Source organism: Terrirhizobium terrae, from assembly GCF_030323265.1.
GTDB lineage: Bacteria > Pseudomonadota > Alphaproteobacteria > Rhizobiales > Rhizobiaceae > Neorhizobium.
The window spans coordinates 3982686-4000279 of sequence record NZ_CP104992.1; the positions used below are offsets into that span (position 1 = coordinate 3982686).

11 protein-coding genes and 5 pseudogenes are annotated in these 17594 nt (G+C 62.0%); 10 read left to right on the top strand and 6 right to left on the bottom strand.

The genetic code is table 11. The features are described from left to right. Positions 1–998 precede the first annotated feature (998 nt). The 5 genes and pseudogenes from N7E02_RS27685 to N7E02_RS27705 all read left to right on the top strand — a co-directional run bounded on the left by N7E02_RS27685 (position 999) and on the right by N7E02_RS27705 (position 6367). Positions 999–2264: a BtaA family protein gene (locus N7E02_RS27685; protein ID WP_286581052.1), complete on the top strand. Its 1266-nt coding sequence runs from the start codon at positions 999–1001 to the stop codon at positions 2262–2264. After that, positions 2261–2928: pseudogene (locus N7E02_RS27690) on the top strand (class I SAM-dependent methyltransferase). Before N7E02_RS27685 ends, N7E02_RS27690 begins: the two are co-directional and overlap by 4 nt. Positions 2929–3056: 128 nt before the next feature. After that, positions 3057–3839 (top strand): glycoside hydrolase family 25 protein, encoded by a 783-nt coding sequence (locus N7E02_RS27695; RefSeq protein ID WP_286581054.1) that lies wholly within the window; start codon positions 3057–3059, stop codon positions 3837–3839. Between the two features lie 173 nt (positions 3840–4012). Continuing rightward, entirely contained in the window at positions 4013–5227 is a 1215-nt protein-coding gene (locus N7E02_RS27700; RefSeq protein WP_286581056.1) for a lytic murein transglycosylase, read from the top strand. 141 nt (positions 5228–5368) lie between these two features. After that, positions 5369–6367, top strand: a complete 999-nt coding sequence (locus tag N7E02_RS27705; RefSeq protein WP_286581057.1) for a DMT family transporter — start codon at positions 5369–5371, stop codon at positions 6365–6367. Positions 6368–6706: 339 nt separating this feature from the next. On the opposite strand, the gene metF is transcribed toward N7E02_RS27705, so the two are convergent. From metF to ettA, 3 genes and pseudogenes are all read right to left on the bottom strand, one after another. Then, positions 6707–7600, bottom strand: a complete 894-nt coding sequence (gene metF, locus N7E02_RS27710) for a methylenetetrahydrofolate reductase [NAD(P)H] (RefSeq protein WP_286581059.1) — start codon at positions 7598–7600, stop codon at positions 6707–6709. Between the two features lie 2 nt (positions 7601–7602). Next, positions 7603–8608, bottom strand: a pseudogene (locus N7E02_RS27715) (ArsR/SmtB family transcription factor). 314 nt (positions 8609–8922) lie between these two features. Then, positions 8923–10571, bottom strand: a pseudogene (ettA, locus tag N7E02_RS27720) (energy-dependent translational throttle protein EttA). A gap of 90 nt (positions 10572–10661) precedes the next feature. On the opposite strand from ettA, the gene N7E02_RS27725 reads away from it, so the two are divergent. The 5 genes and pseudogenes from N7E02_RS27725 to N7E02_RS27745 all read left to right on the top strand — a co-directional run bounded on the left by N7E02_RS27725 (position 10662) and on the right by N7E02_RS27745 (position 15714). Next, positions 10662–11600 carry an alpha/beta fold hydrolase gene (locus N7E02_RS27725; protein ID WP_286581061.1) on the top strand — a complete coding sequence of 313 codons (939 nt, stop codon included), beginning with the start codon at positions 10662–10664 and terminating at the stop codon, positions 11598–11600. Positions 11601–11668: 68 nt separating this feature from the next. Beyond that, positions 11669–12633: pseudogene (locus tag N7E02_RS27730) on the top strand (DMT family transporter). Between the two features lie 100 nt (positions 12634–12733). After that, positions 12734–13869 (top strand): annotated as a pseudogene (locus tag N7E02_RS27735) (CaiB/BaiF CoA transferase family protein). Next, a complete protein-coding gene (locus tag N7E02_RS27740; protein ID WP_286581064.1) occupies positions 13866–15527 on the top strand; it encodes a thiamine pyrophosphate-binding protein in 1662 nt (553 codons plus the stop codon). The pseudogene N7E02_RS27735 and the gene N7E02_RS27740 overlap by 4 nt, the downstream one beginning before the upstream one ends. Positions 15528–15591: 64 nt before the next feature. Continuing rightward, complete coding sequence (locus tag N7E02_RS27745; protein ID WP_280141693.1) at positions 15592–15714, top strand: hypothetical protein; 123 nt, start codon at positions 15592–15594, stop codon at positions 15712–15714. 62 nt (positions 15715–15776) lie between these two features. On the opposite strand, the gene N7E02_RS27750 is transcribed toward N7E02_RS27745, so the two are convergent. The 3 genes from N7E02_RS27750 to N7E02_RS27760 form a co-directional block, all read right to left on the bottom strand. Next, positions 15777–16118: a RidA family protein gene (locus tag N7E02_RS27750; protein ID WP_286581067.1), complete on the bottom strand. Its 342-nt coding sequence runs from the start codon at positions 16116–16118 to the stop codon at positions 15777–15779. Between the two features lie 70 nt (positions 16119–16188). After that, complete coding sequence (locus N7E02_RS27755) at positions 16189–16527, bottom strand: protein tyrosine phosphatase family protein (protein ID WP_286581068.1); 339 nt, start codon at positions 16525–16527, stop codon at positions 16189–16191. A gap of 77 nt (positions 16528–16604) precedes the next feature. Next, the gene (locus N7E02_RS27760) at positions 16605–17444 is read right to left on the bottom strand and encodes a DUF4432 family protein (protein WP_286581070.1); all 840 of its coding nucleotides are present in this window, start codon (positions 17442–17444) and stop codon (positions 16605–16607) included. Positions 17445–17594 lie beyond the last annotated feature (150 nt).

Genomic DNA, 17594 nt, shown 5'->3' on the forward strand with positions numbered 1-17594 from the left:
TCTTAGCCAAAGGCTAAGTGCTAGAAACTCCAAGAGAGGGGGTTGATGCCGGCGGGGACGATCTTGCCCCTCTCCTGAAAAATCTAGCACTTAGCTTGTCAGCTAAGATGCTGATTTTTCTTCCTCTCCCGCATCGGGGTGAGGACTGGTCGGCGAAGCCGACGAAACGATCCAGTGAATCGTTTCGAAGGACGAACGCCTTGAGCCCAAGCGAAAGGCCGGGGACGTTCCGGCACCCCTTTTGAGCAATTTCAATCCCTTACAACAAACTTCATCCCCGTCTTTTCGAACTCTGCCTACAATTCCCCCGTCCCGTCGCGGATACACCGGAAGGCGTTCCGGCGAGGCGGGGCCGGCATCGGTGATGAAGGGACGACGTGAACCTTCCTCATCGGGGTCCGTGAGAAAATGGTTGCCCTCCGACGACCGGGAGGCGCGGGATGAAAGTCGGACCGACATCCCGCATCACTTCCCTGATGGCGCGTCGGGCGTGCCTGTGAGGCATTAGAGGGTGGCGGGATGGTGCCATGGGGCGTTCGCGAACATTCTCGGATGTTCGGAAACCGTGGCGCAGGTGGATGACGTGGCTCAAGGTCGTCATGGCCCGGGCCGGGTTCCGTAAAAGGGCGTGCATGACACTCGTAAATGAGACACGCCCCCGTGCCCACTGTCCCGCTCACCGCAGAGCAACCGGAGTTCACGGATAAAAACTGCCGAACGGGGCGCTGAGAGGTGTCACTTTAAACTAAACTTACGAGGCAGCTTTCAGCGCCCCGGCCGACTTCGGATCAAGTCCGAAATGAAAATGCCAAAGATCGCCAAGGGCGGACTCCGTCCTGCGCTAACCGGCTACAGAAGGGAGCGACAATGACAGGGCACGATCACCCTAAACCAAAGGCCGCCGACAGCCCTTACTCAGCCAAGTCACAGCAAGCGTCACGAAGCTGTAGCACGAAGCGGCTAAACGCCTTCGAACTCATGATGAGGCAGGATTGGTCATGGCAGATATCGTCGAAGATCGTGGTTTGCAGCGTAATCGCAAGCTGAAAGACGCCCTCCTCCAGCACAAGGCCCTCTCCGCCCACGGCCTCTCGGAGCGCCTGTTCGGCCTCCTCTTCTCCGGCCTTGTCTATCCGCAGATCTGGGAGGATCCGGCGGTCGACATGGAAGCGATGGAGCTTTCGGAAGGCCATTCGATCGTCACCATCGGCTCCGGCGGCTGCAACATGCTGGCCTACCTCTCCCGCTCCCCGAAGCAGATCGACGTCGTCGACCTCAACCGCCACCACATCGCACTGAACCGGCTGAAGCTCGCCGCGTTCAAGCACCTGCCCTCCCATGCCGATGTCGTCCGCCAGCTCGGCGTCGATGGTGTCAGGACGAACAGCAAGGCGTTCGACGCCCACATCGCGCGCCATCTCGATGAAGCGACCCGCGCCTACTGGGAAAAACGCTCGCTCACCGGCCGCCGCCGCGTCGATGTCTTCAACCGCAACATATACCGCACCGGCCTGCTCGGCCGCTTCATCACCATCGGCCATATCGTCGCCCGCTTGCATGGCGTCGATCTGAAGCAGTTCGCCAAGACCCGCTCGATCCGCGAACAGCGCCAGTTCTTCGACACCAATATCGCGCCGCTCTTCGACCGGCCGCTGATCCGCTTCATCACCAGCCGCAAGAGCTCGCTCTTCGGCCTCGGCATTCCGCCGCAGCAATATGACGAGCTGGCGAGCCTCGCACCGAACGGCTCGATCGCGCCGGTCCTGCGCGAACGCCTCGAAAAGCTCGCCTGCCATTTTCCGCTGAAGGACAATTATTTCGCCTGGCAGGCCTTCGCCCGCCGCTACCCACGCCCGGAGGAAGGCCATCTGCCGACCTATCTGCGCGCCGAGAATTACAAGGCGATCAGCCGCAATACCGACCGCGTCGCGGTCCACCACGAAAGCGTCACCGTTCTCCTGTCGCGCAAGCCCGCCGCCTCGGTCGATCGCTACGTCCTTCTCGACGCCCAGGACTGGATGACCGACGAGCAGCTGAATGCGCTCTGGAGCGAGATCAACCGCACGGCCGCCCCCGGCGCCCGCGTCATCTTCCGCACCGCCGCCGAAAAGAGCGTCATCGAGGGCCGCCTGTCGGAAAGCCTCCGTCAGGAATGGACCTATCTCGCCCAGCGTTCGGATGAGCTGAACCTGCAGGATCGCTCCGCCATCTACGGCGGCTTCCACATCTATGTGAAGGCCGACACCGCGAAGGCCGGCGAATGAGCGCCGATTTCGCCGCGGGCGGCCCGACCGGCGGTCATGCCGCCGAGATGGACCGGATGTACCGCTACCAGCGGCACATCTACGACCTAACGCGCAAATACTATCTCTTCGGCCGCGACCGGATGATTTCGGGCCTCAAGCCCCCGCCGGCGCACGCATTCTCGAAGTCGGCTGCGGCACCGGCCGCAATCTGGCGCTGACCCGCAAACATTATCCGACAGCCGAACTCTACGGCCTCGACATCTCCCACGAGATGCTCCAGACCGCCCGCGCCAACCTGACGGGCAAGGGCCCGATGCCGTCGCTGATCGTCGCCGACGCCACCACCTTCCGCGCCGTGGATTTCGGCACCGAGGGTTTCGACCGGATCATGATCTCCTACGCCCTGTCGATGATCCCTGCATGGGAAGAGGCGATCACCGCAGCACTCAACGCGCTGAAGCCCGACGGCTCCCTCCACATCGTCGATTTCGGCCAGCAGGAACGCTTGCCGACCTGGTTCCGCAGCAGCCTGCAGACCTGGCTGAAACGCTTCCACGTCACGCCTCGGGCCAACCTCCACGCGGTTCTGGAAGCGAACATCGCCTTGGCCAATGCCGACATGATCTTCGAGGAGATCGGCCGCGGATACGCCTGGCATGCCGTGATCCGCAAGCGGGGCTGACGACGCCATCGCGGCGCGTCGCTTTCCATAACGCAATCTTTACGGCGTTATGGTAAACGGCATCTTCAGCTTTGCCACATTAGCAGATATGGGCAGAGGCTTGCGCCTGCGGTAATCTCGGATAGTCCATGCCCCGTATCCTTCTTGCTCTCGTCGCGACTGCCCTTCTGGCGAGCGCCTGCACATCGACCAGCGACCTGATGGACACCGCCTCGATCAGCGGCACGAAGTTCCGTGACAACGACCCGCAGGATTTCGGCCGCAATCATCCCGGCCGCCACGAGGTCCACGGCATCGACCTGTCGAAGTGGAACGGCACCAATATCGACTGGCAGACGGTGAAGAAATCCGGCGTCTCCTTCGTCTTCATCAAGGGCACAGAGGGCAAGGACCGCATCGACCCGGCCTTCACCACTCATTGGCGCAACGCCGCCAATGCCGGCATTCCGCATGCGGCCTATCACTTCTACTATTTCTGCTCGACGCCGGAGGATCAGGCAGACTGGTTCATCGCCAACGTGCCGAAGGAAGCCAACATGCTGCCGCCGGTGCTCGACATGGAATGGAACCACGCCTCGCCGACCTGCAAGCTGAAGCCGGATGCCGCGACGGTGCGCGACGTCATGCGCCGCTTCATGGCGCGTATCGAGGCCCATTACGGCCGCAAGCCGATCATCTACACCTCGGTCGACTTCCACCGCGACAATCTGGTCGGCGCCTTCAACGACTATCACTTCTGGGTCCGCTCGGTCGCCGCCCATCCGGGCGAGATCTATTCCGGCCGCAAATGGGCCTTCTGGCAATATACCGCGACCGGCGTCGTGCCCGGCATCAAGGGCAATACCGACATCAACGTCTTCTCCGGCAGCACCAAGACCTGGAATGCCTGGGTCGCCGCCGCCAACGACTGAGGCAAGGCTGATCCAATTCGTGCGTCTCGCCGATTCGTGCTTCTGGCAATGTGAATGCGACTGCGCTAAATAGCCGCGTGACCGTGACGTCCGTGATGGAACGACGCGGCCATTCCAAGCATTCTTCACGCCAAATCATTCCCGAACACGTCACAGATCGCCAGGATCGCCAGATGCCATTCCTCGACAGCCGCCGCTTTGCCCTTGCCGCTCTCATCGCCGGAGGCCTCTCTGCCCCGGCTCTCGCCCAGACGCCAGCCGCGGAACCTGCCCCGGCCTGCGGCGGCGACCTGACGGCTTTCCTCGAAGGCGTAAAACAGGAAGCGGTCTCAAAGGGCGTGCCGGCAAGTGCAGTGGACGAGGCCCTCGCCGGCGCGCAGATCGACCAGAAGGTTCTGTCCCGTGACCGGGCCCAGGGCGTATTCCGCCAGACCTTCCTCGAATTCTCCCAGCGCACCGTCAGCCAGGCCCGCCTCGATATCGGCCGCCAGAAGCTCAAGCAGTATGCGGATGTCTTCGCCCGTGCAGAGAACGAATTCGGCGTGGCTCCGGGCGTCATCACAGCCTTCTGGGCGATGGAGACCGATTTCGGCGCCGTGCAGGGCGATTTTAACACCCGCAACGCGCTGGTCACCCTCTCGCACGACTGCCGTCGCCCGCAGCTTTTCCGCCCGCAGCTCATTGCGCTCACCGAGATGGTCCAGCACGGCGACCTCAACCCGCAGACCAATACCGGCGCCTGGGCGGGCGAAATCGGCCAGGTGCAGATGCTGCCGGAAGACATCATCGCCCACGGCGTCGATGGCGACAACAGCGGCCATATCGACGTGAAGGGCAGCGCCCCGGATGCAGTCCTCACCGCGGCAAAATTCATCCAGAGCATGGGCTGGAAGAAGGGCGAACCCTGGGTCCAGGAAGTCACCCTGCCGGAAAACCTGCCCTTCGAGAAATCCGGCCTCGGCAACGAGATCCCGGCCTCGGAATGGTTCGACTACGGCGTTACCCCGCGTGACGGCGACATCACGTTCGGCAACCTACCGGCAGCGCTGATCCTGCCTCAGGGCCGCAAGGGACCGGCCTTCCTCGCCTATCCGAATTTCGGCATCTATCTGCAGTGGAACCAGTCGTTCATCTACACGACCTCCGCCGCTTATTTCGCCACCCGTCTCTCCGGCGCACCGCCCTACCAGAAGACCACGCCGGAACCGGGCCTCGATGTCGACGCCATGAAGCAGCTTCAGGAAAAGCTCGACGCCCATGGCCATGACGTCGGCAAGATCGACGGCATTCTCGGCTCCGGCACCCGCCAGGCCGTGCAGAAGGAACAGCAACGCCTCGGCATGCCCGCCGACGGCTGGCCGACCCAGGCGCTGCTCTCCGCCCTCTAAAGCAGCTCCAGCAAAAGTGTGGAGCGGTTTTGCGTCCGAAACTGCGTAAAACCGCTTTAATAAAACTCTGGGTAATGCAGGAATCGGGTGGCGGAAAACGCCGCAGTAGCTAATCTCGGCTGATACAACCGGGATTACATCATGACCGCCGCCCACTCCACCAGACCAAGTGCCTTGGCCTGGTGCCTGCTCGTTCTCCTCGGCTTCCTATGGGGCGGCTCGTTCTTCTTCGGCCGCATCGCAGTCCTGGAAATCCCGCCCTTCACGCTGGTATTCCTGAGGCTCGGGCTCGCGGCGCTGGCGCTGCACATCTACCTGCGCGGCCGGCACGGACTCTATCGCACGCTGGCCGAGCGCTACCGCGAATTCATCCTGATGGGCTTCATCAACAATGCCCTGCCCCACACGCTGATCTTCTTCGGCCAGACCGAGATCGGTGCCGGCCTCGCCTCAATCCTCAATGCGACGACACCGATCTGGACGGTGATCATCGCCAACCATTTCACGGCGGATGAAAAGCTGAGCACAGCCAAGCTCGCCGGCTGCCTGACCGGCCTTCTGGGCACCGCGATCCTGATCGGCCCGAGCCTCTCCTCATCCGCCTCGATCCCGCTCTGGGCCCTGATCCTGCCGATCGGTGCCGCGATCTCCTACGGCTTCGCCGGAACCTACGGCAAACGCTTCCGCGGATTGGCCGCACCGGTCACGGCCACCGGCCAGTTGACTGCGTCGTCCCTGATGATGCTGCCCGCCGCCCTCTTCTACGACCAGCCGTGGTCGCTGCCCGTACCGTCGACCGAAGCCATAGCGGCCGTCATCATCCTGGCCCTGCTCTCGACCGCCTTCGCCTACCTGATCTTCTTCCGCATCCTGGCGCTTGCCGGCGCGACCAATGCGTCGCTGGTGACGCTGCTCGTGCCCCCGAGCGCCATCCTTCTCGGCGCGCTTTTCCTGCATGAAAGGCTAGGCTGGACAGACTTCGCCGGCATGGGCGTGATCGCTCTCGGACTGCTGATGCTGGACGGACAGAATCTTTGCCTCGCGAACGCGAGCGGCCTGATTTCCGCTCACGCCGGGCAACAGACTTTAACAATTCGGCAAGATTTTTCCCCAGCCCCTAGGAAGATAAAATCGTTTTAAGAGCAACAGCTTGGGAAACGATTTTGATATGTTGACTGCGCCCGCCGCTGCACTGCGTCATAAAAACGGCTTTGCGCCGACGCAAATCGGTCATAAAGTTTAAAGGTCAACGCAAGGAGGCAGACATGGGACGTACTTACCCCTCAATCTCCTGGTAGTCGGTGCAGCATTCGTGTTCGTGGCTTCGATGCTTTTCATCTAGCCCTGATTCTGCACACATCCTGCCAGTCGTATCTTGCATCCAAGAACGTTTGATATGACAGCCTTTCCAAAGACGCATGCTCCTTAAGAGCATGCGTTTTCCACATCTGGGCTTTGGATTTATCCCGATGCGCCCGCTTAGGCGGCAGCGACGGCCTTGGCTTCAACGGGCTTGTAACCGATACGCTCCAGAACCGCCGAAACGAGCGGTGCCCGGTTCATCGTGTAGAGATGGATATGGTTGAAGCCGCGCCTCGTAAGCGCCTCGATCTGCTCGGCCGCTACATCGGCTGCGACCTTGGCACGCTCTTCCGGCTTCTCGTCCAGCCCTTCGAATCGGTCGTCGAGAAAGCCCGGCATGACGGCACCGCAGCGGCGGGCGAAGCGCTTGAGCTGGGTGAGGTTCTGGATCGGCATGATGCCCGGAATAACTGGAAGCGTGATGCCGGCTGCCGCGACCTCATCCATGTAGCGGAAGAAGGTGTCGTTATCGAAGAAGAACTGCGTCAGCGCCCGCGTCGCGCCGGCATCCGCCTTGCGCTTCAGGACATCGATATCCGCCGCCATGTCGGGGCTTTCGGGATGCTTTTCCGGATAGGCCGAGACCGAGATGTCGAAATCGCCATAGTCAGCCAGAGCCCGCACCAGATCGGCTGTCTGCGCAAAACCCTGCGGATGCGGCGCATAGGCGGTGCCGATACCTGCAGCCGGATCTCCACGCAGCGCCACGATGCGGCGCACGCCGGCTGCACGATATTCGTCCACGACAGCACGAACCTCGTCCTTGGAGGCATCGACGCAGGTCAGGTGCGCGGCCGTCGGCAGGCTGGTGTCGCCGATGATCTTCTGCACGGCGGCAAGCGTCGGCTCTTTGGTCGATCCACCGGCGCCATAGGTGACGGTGACGAACTCGGGCTGCCAGAGAGCAAGCCGCTCCACGGTTTCCCAGAGCTGCGCTTCCATTTCCTCCGACTTCGGGGGAAAGAATTCGAAGGAAATCTTGAGGCGCTGGTTTGTCGTCTTCTCGTCCATGATCAGCCTTCCTGAAGAACCGGGATCGCGGTTGCCGGTTCGGCGTCAGCGATGAGGAGGCGGCGATCCTTCGCCAGCCAGATTGTAACGGTAAGCCCCTCGGTCTGATCGGGGGCGATGTCGATCGCCTGCTCCACGTCGAGACCGATCTTTTCCAGCCAGTCGCTGATCGTCTCGTGGGAGAAGCCGAGCCGCACATGGGCATGCTCCTCGCGCAGATGTTCGAGCTTGTGCGGGGCAAGATCGACGATCAGCAGGCGACCGCCGGGACGCAGGATGCGCGCAGCCTCGCCGATGGCAAGCTCGGGCTGATCGAGAAAATGCAGGACCTGGTGGATGGTCACCAGATCGAACTCCTGCCCTTCGAGCGGCAGGTTGAGAATGTCGGCATGACGGACGGACGCCTTGAGGATGCCGGCTTTGTCGAGATTGGCGCGCGCCACCGACAGCATGTCACGGCTCGCATCGACGCCGACCGCGCGGCGATAATGCGGGGCAAGAAGCTGCAGGATCCAGCCCGTGCCGGTGCCAAGGTCGAGCAGCGAGATCGATCGGCGAAGGGCCGACCAGCCGCAGCAGCGCCTTTTCCACGGCGGCGTCGCTCGCATGCAGACGGCGCAGCTCGTCCCATTCGGAAGCGTTGCGGCTGAAATAGGCCTGCGCCCGCTCCGCCCGCTGGCGCTTCACGGCGGCAAGCCGCTCACCGTCGCGCAACAGAACCGGGTCGTCCGGGGAAGCCGCCGTCAGCATGGTCCGCACCAGGGACGCAGCCTCGCCGTCATGGCGCAGCCGGAAATAGGCCCAGGCGCCTTCCTGATAGCGTTCGATCAGGGCATCTTCCGTGAGGAGCTTGAGATGGCGCGAAATGCGAGGCTGCGACTGGCCGAGGATTTCGGTAAGATCGGTCACCGTCAGGTCGCCGCGTGCCAGAAGCGCAAGCAGCCGAAAACGGGTCGGCTCGCCAACAGTCTTCAGCACATCAACCAGTGTATCGAGCGGCAACCGCATGTCGGCATCCCCGGCAATCAAGATATAAAGATATCTTTATATGAAAAATGCAGGTGATGCAAGCGAAGGTCGGAGCTTATGCCCGGCGCTTGTCAACAGAGGCATCGACGGCGTCCTTGCGAGTTGCCGGCTCGCCCAAAGCCACCACGCCGTCATCCTCGCCCTTGTGGCGAGGATCTAACCACGTCGAGAAAAACGATTCGTCGCAGATCCTCGGGACGAGCCCGAGGATGACGTCGGGTACGCGGTTCATGCCTTTAAAAACAGAAGGGCGGCCTAGCCGCCCTCCACATATCATTTGTGTCCACTAGCCCTTAGCGCGTCAGGCGCTTGTGAGCCTGGCTGCCCGGGTTGAGGGCGTCGGGGCCGAGGCGGCGGACCTTGTCTTCTTCATAATCCTCGAAGTTGCCTTCGAACCATTCGACATGGCCGTCGCCTTCGAAGGCGAGGATGTGGGTGGCAAGGCGGTCGAGGAACATACGATCGTGGCTGATGATGATGGCGCAGCCGGCAAAGGCTTCGAGCGCGCTTTCCAGCGCACCGAGCGTTTCCGTATCGAGGTCGTTGGTCGGTTCGTCGAGGAGAAGAACGTTGCCGCCGGCCTTCAGCATCTTGGCAAGGTGAACGCGGTTGCGCTGACCACCCGAGAGATTGCCGACCTTCTGCTGCTGATCGCCGCCCTTGAAGTTGAAGGCGCCGCAATAGGCACGGCTGTTCATGTCGAACTTGCCGAGCTTGATGACTTCGGCACCGCCGGAGATTTCTTCCCAGACGGTCTTGTTGCCATCGAGAGCATCGCGGCTCTGGTCGACATAACCGAGATGCACGGTATCGCCGACGCGGATCGAGCCGGCATCCGGGGTTTCCTGGCCGGTGATCATCTTGAACAGCGTCGACTTGCCGGCGCCGTTCGGGCCGATGATGCCGACGATACCGCCCGGGGAAGCTTGATCGACAGGTCGTTGATCAGGGTGCGGCCGTCAAAGCCCTTCTTGATGCCGTCGAGTTCGATGACGACATTGCCGAGACGCTCGGAGACCGGGATGATGATCTGCGCATCGCCGGGCCGGATGTTCTCGGCCGCATCGACCAGCTGTTCATAGGCCTTGATACGGGCCTTGGACTTGGCCTGACGAGCCTTCGGGCTGGATGCGATCCATTCCTGTTCACGCGACAGCGCCTTCTGGCGGCCGGCCTCGTCGCGGGCTTCCTGCTGCATGCGCTTGGCCTTGGCACCCAGATAGGCGGAATAGTTGCCTTCGTAGGGGATGCCGCGGCCACGGTCGAGCTCGAGAATCCAGCCCGTGACGTTGTCGAGGAAGTAGCGATCGTGGGTGATCATCATCACGGCGCCCGGATAGTCGCGCAGGTGACGTTCAAGCCAGGCGATCGTCTCGGCGTCGAGGTGGTTGGTCGGTTCGTCGAGCAGCAGCAGGTCCGGCTGCGACAGAAGCAGGCGGCAGAGCGCGATACGGCGACGCTCACCACCCGACAGGTTTTCGACATTGGCGTCCTTCGGCGGGCAATGCAGCGCTTCCATCGCCATCTCGACCTGCTGTTCCAGGTCCCAGAGGTTCTGGCTGTCGATGATGTCCTGGAGCTTGGCGCCCTCTTCCGCAGTCTCGTCGGAATAGTTCATCATCAGTTCGTTGTAGCGGTCGAGCACGGCCTGCTTGTCGGCCACTCCGACCATGACGTTTTCGAAGGCATTCTTCGTCGGATCGAGATGCGGCTCCTGCTCCAGATAGCCGACGGTCGCACCTTCGGCGAGCCAGGCTTCACCGGTGAACTCCTTGTCCTGACCGGCAATGATGCGCAGGACGGTCGACTTACCGGCGCCGTTCGGGCCGAGGATACCGATCTTGGCGTCGGGGTAGAACGACAGGTTGACGTTCTCGAGGATCTTCTTGGCGCCATAGGACTTGTTCAGTCCCGACATGTGATAGATGAACTGACGTGCCATCGATAAATAAGCTCCGGGGGAAAGAGGTTTTGCCGCTATGTAGGCGAAGACGCGCCTCGGGGCAATGCGCAGAGCGGGGGAGGCCTTGAAATGACCTTGGAATTTGGGTGGGAAACATCGAGTTTCCCCAGCCCGACGGGTGCGTCGGTCACGTATCACCACGCCGCGGCCGTCGAACCGGCCAAAGGGATATTGCTGGTTTCCCATGGACTGGCGGAACATTCGAGACGCTACCGGCCATTTGCTGCCGCGATGGCCAAGGCGGGATTCCATGTCTATGCCTGGGATCACCGCGGCCATGGCGAGACGACGGCACCGGACGCGCCGATCGGGCGATTCGCTCTCAAGGATGGTGCGGCGATCGTTCTGCGCGACGTGATGGCGATGCGCGATCTGGCTGCAGCCGCCCATCCCGGCCTGCCGGTCATCCTGTTCGGCCATTCCATGGGCGGGCTGATCGCACTCAATGCCGCGGTAGATAATCCACGCGCCTTCGATGCCGTGGCGGTGTGGAATTCAAACTTCAATCCCGGTCTCGCCGGTCGCGCCGCGCAGGGCCTGTTGCTGGCCGAGCGCGCCCTCAAGGGATCGGACGTACCGAGCGGCATGCTGCCCCGCCTCACCTTCGGCGCCTGGGGCAAAAGCATCCCGAACCATCGTACCGCCTTCGATTGGCTGAGCCACGATCCGGCAGAGGTGGATGCCTATATCGCCGATCCGCTTTGCGGTTTCGATGCCAGCGTCTCGCTCTGGCTCGACCTCTTCGAACTCACCTTCCGCGCACCGGCGCTTATCGATCGGATGCCGAAAGACCTGCCGATCTATCTGCTCGGTGGCGGTGAAGACCCGGCCACCGACAAGGGCAACGCGATCTTCTGGCTCTCGGCGCATCTGAGGAAAAACGGCTTCCACAAGGTGATGACGCGGTTCTGGACGCATACCCGCCACGAGACCCTGAACGACACCGTTCGCGGCGAGGCAACAGCCGAGTTTGCGGAGTGGGCGGCAACTATTTCCAAGCGTAGCTGACGGCGACGGAATGAGTTCATGACTTTTATTCAAGTGCGCGAAGATTCCACCCTCGGTATATCCAGACCATGAGCGCAGCGCCCGCAAAACCGGCTCCATCCATGCACGCCATCAGTATCACCGCTGGCCTGGGCTTGATGATCCTCGCCATGTTGATCGCGCCTCTGATCGACGTCTTTTCGAAGCTCGCGACGACCTCCGCCTCCCCCACCATGATCACGGCCGGACGCTTCGTCTTCCAGGCGCTATGCATGCTGCCCTTCGTGATCTGGACAGGCTCATGGCGTAGCTTCTCCTGGCGGATGAGCTTCTACCATTTCATTCGCGCCGCCGTGATCGCGATTTCCATGGTCTGTTTCGTCGCCACGCTGGCGGTGATGCCGGTCGCTGACGCTGTCGCGATCTTCTTCGTCGAACCGATCATCCTGACCGTGCTGTCGAGCATCTTCCTGAAGGAGATCATCGGCTGGCGCCGCTATACTGCCTGCGTCGTCGGATTTATCGGCGCCATGATCGTCATCCGCCCGAGCTTTCAGGAGATCGGCTATATCGCGCTCCTGCCGGTCGTCACCGCCTTCGGCATCGCCATCTTCGCCATGATGACCCGTGCGCTTGCTCAGCGCGAAAATCCCTGGGCAATGCAGTTCCAGATGTCGATGTGGGGCTTGCCGATTTGCGCTGTGCTGCTCCTGATCGGAGGCATGACCGAGATCGACTTTCTCGCCCCTCCGTTCCCGACCTCACCACCTTCACATGGATTGCCGCAGTTGGCGTCGTTGCCGCCCTCTCTGGCGTCCTCAGCGTCTATGCCTATCGCGCGGCACCGGCCTCCGTCCTGGCGCCGATCCAATATTTCGAGATCATCTCGGCCACGCTGTTCGGCTGGCTCGTCTTCGGCGATTTTCCCGATCCGATCAAATGGCTCGGCATTTCGATCATCATCGGCTCCGGCCTCTACATCATCTGGCGCGAGCGTCGCGTCGCCTCGATCAAGCCCGTCACCAAAAGCGAAACGACATCGGTAGCCCCCTGATCATGGATAATGCCAAGAAGAAGCCGCCGCTCGACGGCATCCGCGTCCTCGAACTTGCCCGTGTTCTGGCAGGCCCTGGGCCGGCCAGATGCTGGCCGACATGGGAGCGGATGTCATCAAGGTGGAAAACCCGGACGGCGGCGACGACACGCGCGCCTGGGGACCACCCTTCGTCGAGAGCGTCGACGGCGAGAACCTGTCGGCCGCCTATTACCATTCGACCAATCGCGGCAAGCGCTCGATCGCCGTCGATCTGAAGACCGAGGAAGGCCAGGAGATCGTCCGCAGGCTCGCGGCACAGTCCGACGTGCTGATCGAGAACTTCAAGCTCGGGGGCCTGAAGAAATACGGGCTCGACTACGAGAGCCTCAAAAGATCAATCCGAAGCTCGTCTATTGCTCGATCACCGGGTTCGGTCAGGATGGCCCTTACGCCTCGCTCGCCGGCTACGACTACATCGTCCAGGGCATGTCCGGCTTCATGTCGATCACCGGTGAGCCGGACGGCCAGCCGATGAAGGCGGGGGTCGCGATCGCCGACATCTTCACCGGCATCTATGCCGTCACCGCCATCCAGAGCGCGCTGATCCATGCGATGAAGACCGGCGAAGGACAGCTCGTCGACATGGCGCTGCTCGACGTCATGTCGTCGGTGCTCGCCAACCAGAACATGAATTACCTGATTTCCGGCATCTCGCCGGTCAAGCTCGGCAACGCCCATCCGAACATCTCGCCCTATGAGGTGATCCCGGTTCTCGACGGCCATATCATCCTCGCCGTCGGCAATGACGGGCAGTTCCGCCGCTTCTGCCGCATCCTCGGTGTCGAGCAGCTGGCAGACGACGAGCGCTATGCGACCAACAAGGCCCGCGTCGCCCATCGCGTCGAGGTGCGCAGCCTCATCACCGCCGAGACGACCCAATGGACCAAGGCCGATCTGCTGGCCGCCTGCGGCGAGAATGCCGTGCCGGTCGGGCCGATCAACTCGATCGGCGAGATGTTCGAGGACCCCCAGGTCAAGGCGCGCGGTCTGCGCGTCGATCTGGAGGCGGCCGACGGCACGATCATTCCGGGTGTCCGCAGCCCGATCGTGCTCTCCGAGACGCCCCTCGCCTATCATCGCCCGAGCCCGAAGGTGGGCGAGCATACGGACGAAATTCTCGCCGAACTCAACGCCTCCCAACGGGCATCCCAAAAGGCATCCACCAAGGCAACCGAAAAGGACAGCAACCGATGACGACTGCCAAGCGAACCGGAGGCCAACTCATCGTCGAGGCGCTGAAGGCGAACGGCGTCAAACGCGTGTCCTGCGTCCCGGGCGAAAGCTATCTCGCCGTGCTCGATGCGCTCTATGAAAGCGGCATCGATGTGCTCGTCTGCCGCCAGGAAGGCGGCGCTGCGATGATGGCCGACAGCTGGGGCCGTCTGTCCGGCGAACCCGGTATCTGCATGGTCACCCGTGGACCGGGCGCCACCAATGCTTCGGCCGGCCTGCATGTCGCCAAGCAGGATTCGATCCCGATGATCCTCTTTGTCGGCCAGATCGGCCGCGACATGAAGGAGCGCGAGGCCTTTCAGGAAGTCGAATACCGCCGCGCCTTCACCGAATTCGCCAAATGGGTGGGTGAGATCGATGATGCCCGCCGTATTCCGGAATTCGTCACCCGCGCCTTTGCGGTCGCCACCTCCGGCCGCCCCGGCCCGGTCGTGCTGACCCTGCCCGAGGACATGCTGGTCGAGGAAGTCGAAGCGGTCGAGGCGCAGGCCTATACGCGCGTCGAGAGCCATCCCGGCCGATCGCAGGTCGCCGAATTCGAGAAGCTGTTGAAGGAAGCGCAGCGGCCGATGTTCATCCTCGGCGGCACCCGCTGGGACGAACACGCGGTCGCGGACTTCCAGGCCTTCGCCAGCAAGTTCAAGGTGCCGGTCGGATGCTCCTTCCGCCGGCAGATGCTGTTCGATCACCTGCACCCGTCCTATGCGGGCGATGTCGGCATCGGCATCAACCCGGCTCTCGCCAAGGAGATCAAGGACGCCGACCTGCTCGTGCTGATCGGCAGCCGCATGTCGGAAATGCCGTCCTCCGGCTACACGCTGATCGACATCCCCTATCCGAGCCAAAAGCTCGTCCATGTCTTCCCCGATCCGGAAGAACTTGGCCGCATGTATCGCCCGGATCTGGCGATCTGCGCAGCACCCGCGGAATTCGTCGAGGCGATCAAGGATCTCGAACCACCGGCGCTGCCGCTCTGGGCCGAGCGCAAATCGGCGATGCACGATTCCTATCTCAAATGGTCGACACCACCCGAAAGCGGCCCCGGCGACGTCCATATGGGACCGATCATGGCATGGATCGAGGCGAACGCGCCGGACGACGCGATCTTCACCAACGGCGCCGGGAACTACGCCACCTGGCTGCACCGCTTCCATCGCTTCCGGAAGTACAACACCCAGTCGGCGCCGACCTCCGGCTCGATGGGCTACGGCCTGCCGGCAGCGGTTGCCGCCAAGCAGCTCTTCCCAGAGCGGGAAGTCGTCTGCTTTGCCGGTGACGGCTGCTTCATGATGCACGGCCAGGAATTCGTCACCGCCGTCCGCTACGGGCTGCCGATCATCACGGTGCTGGTCAATAACGGCATCTACGGCACGATCCGCATGCACCAGGAGCGGGAATATCCCGGCCGCGTCAGTGCCACCGATCTCGTCAATCCGGATTTCGTCGCCTATTCGAAGGCTTTCGGCGGCCATGGAGAACTGGTGGAGAAGACCGAGGATTTCGGCCCGGCCTATCTGCGTGCCCGTGAGAGCGGCAAGCCTGCGATCATCGAGGTGAGGCTCGATCCGGAAGCGATCACGCCTGCCCGTACGCTGACCCAGATCCGCAACAAGGCCTGATGTCCACTTCTGGGCTTTTGCTCATTCGATGGGAACCATTCGCTGGCCAAGCTGTTGATAGGACATGGCTAGTGAAACAAAACGCAAAGCACTAGGAGGCATGTCGACCTTTGTTGTCGTCATCTTCCTGATCGGCATCGCTCTCGCCGCTTTCTATCTTTTCGGCATGACGCCGGGCGAACCCTGATCGACAAATAAAAAAGAGGCCGGTTTTCACCGGCCTCTTTTTTCATGCTCGGATGATCGAAATCAGATCGCAGCGGTGACGATGAACTCGACCTTGTACTTCGGTGCGGCGAGAGCGGCTTCGCTCGTTGCACGTGCCGGCGGGTTGGCCGGGTCGATCCAGGCTTCCCAGGCAGCGTTCATTTCGCCGAAGGTCGACATGTCGGAAAGATAGATGATTGTCTGCAGGATCTTCGACTTGTCGGAGCCGACTGCGGCAAGCAGGCGATCGACTTCGGCGAGCGCGTCCTTGCACTGGTCGGTCACGGTCTCGCCTTCGCCAACCTGGCCGGCGAGATAGACGGTGTTGCCGTGGACGACTGCGCCGCTCATGCGGGCGCCGGGCTCGATGCGCTTGATGCTCATGGGAATGCTCCTGAATGCTGAGCTGGGAATAAGCACGACACGGATGCCCGCATCGTGCGCGAAAAACTCGTTAGCCGCGCGAACGCTGGGCCTGGTCGTAGATCGCGGTCGAGCGGGCGCCCGAACGGCAATAGCCGAGCATCGGCTTCGGCAGATCTTCCACCGCATCGACCATCTCGGTCACGCCTTCCGGCGTCAGGCCCATGCGGCCGACCGGGATATGGCGGATCTCAAGGCCGAGTTCCTTCGCACGCGCCTCGATGTCGGCGAAATGCGGCTGACCAGGCTCTTCCTCGTCAGGACGATTGCAGACGATGGACTTGAACCCCATTGCCTTGACCTCGTCCAGTTCGTCCACGGTGATCTGACCGGAAACCGAATACTCGTCGTTGATCTGGCGGATATCCATGGGCAACCTCCATTCCTTATTGAGGCGCAAGCATTACGCGGTGCCTCGGTGAGCGTCAACGACAGAAGGGTGTCAGATCAGACGAAGGCAAAACGCAGCGCATAGTCGGCGCTCTCGCCCGGCTTCAGCCATTCCAGCTCGCCGCCTTCCTTGAGCTCCTTGCGGCTCGCCAGCCGGTGGGAAACCGGCTCGATGCCGAGCACGTGGGCGGGCGCCGCCTGGTTGCGCCAGATCTGCAGATAGGGCAGCCCGTCCGTCTTGAACCGGACCTTCAGCGTCGATCCGCCGAGTGCCGCGATCGGGCCTAGAGCCACTTCCGCCCATTCCTTGCCCTCTTCCTTCGCCGGCACGCAGAACACGCTGCCCGGATCGGGACCGAATCCCCAGGGCATCTGCCCGCCCTCCAGCATCCGGCCGGAAAGATGCACGGCATCGTCGAACAGCCAGGCGCCGACATTCATGTGATACATATGCACCCGCGCCATCGGCCGGTCGCCGGTATTGGTCACCCTGTCCTGCAGGCAGACCTCGCCGGTCGTGTTGTCGATGCGCCAATGGCGTTCGAGGACAGCGCTGCCGCCATCGGCCGTCGCGACCTTCACCTTCGCCCGACATTCGGCATCCTCGCCCTGGGCATCCCAGAACTGGATCTCGGCCGGATGCGACGAGAAGGACCCGTGCAGCGGAAACTTTCGGCCATTGCTCTTGCCGTCGATCAGGTCCGGATGGCGGATGTGATCGGGGCCACAGGTGAACAGGAAACCCTCCAGCGAATGATCTATCCGCGGATCACCATCGTCCGGTATCGCCCTGCCCGGCGCGATGTCGATATTGTTGACGAAGCAGCTTCCGATATCGAGCACCGAGCTTTCGTCCAGCATAAGCCGTGGCCCCAAAGCGGCGGAGAAGGTCTTCATCGGTATTTCCTCCTGGTGCTCACCCGGGCGTTACCAAAGGTGAGCGGAATTTAATGATTCATTCATTGCAAGCTGAGATTTTTCCATACAAGCGTCAAATTTAACTTGTCAGTCATCGCAGACAGCAAACGGGAACCAGAAAGCCCCATT

Coding starts and splice junctions, on each gene's coding strand:
- N7E02_RS27755 (WP_286581068.1), bottom strand. CDS start 16,527: ATGGATATCCGCCAGATCAACGACGAGTATTCGGTTTCCGGTCAGATC.
- N7E02_RS27695 (WP_286581054.1), top strand. CDS start 3,057: ATGCCCCGTATCCTTCTTGCTCTCGTCGCGACTGCCCTTCTGGCGAGC.
- N7E02_RS27750 (WP_286581067.1), bottom strand. CDS start 16,118: ATGAGCATCAAGCGCATCGAGCCCGGCGCCCGCATGAGCGGCGCAGTC.
- N7E02_RS27700 (WP_286581056.1), top strand. CDS start 4,013: ATGCCATTCCTCGACAGCCGCCGCTTTGCCCTTGCCGCTCTCATCGCC.
- N7E02_RS27725 (WP_286581061.1), top strand. CDS start 10,662: ATGACCTTGGAATTTGGGTGGGAAACATCGAGTTTCCCCAGCCCGACG.
- metF (WP_286581059.1), bottom strand. CDS start 7,600: ATGGACGAGAAGACGACAAACCAGCGCCTCAAGATTTCCTTCGAATTC.
- N7E02_RS27705 (WP_286581057.1), top strand. CDS start 5,369: ATGACCGCCGCCCACTCCACCAGACCAAGTGCCTTGGCCTGGTGCCTG.
- N7E02_RS27760 (WP_286581070.1), bottom strand. CDS start 17,444: ATGAAGACCTTCTCCGCCGCTTTGGGGCCACGGCTTATGCTGGACGAA.
- N7E02_RS27745 (WP_280141693.1), top strand. CDS start 15,592: ATGGCTAGTGAAACAAAACGCAAAGCACTAGGAGGCATGTCGACCTTT.
- N7E02_RS27685 (WP_286581052.1), top strand. CDS start 999: ATGGCAGATATCGTCGAAGATCGTGGTTTGCAGCGTAATCGCAAGCTG.
- N7E02_RS27740 (WP_286581064.1), top strand. CDS start 13,866: ATGACGACTGCCAAGCGAACCGGAGGCCAACTCATCGTCGAGGCGCTG.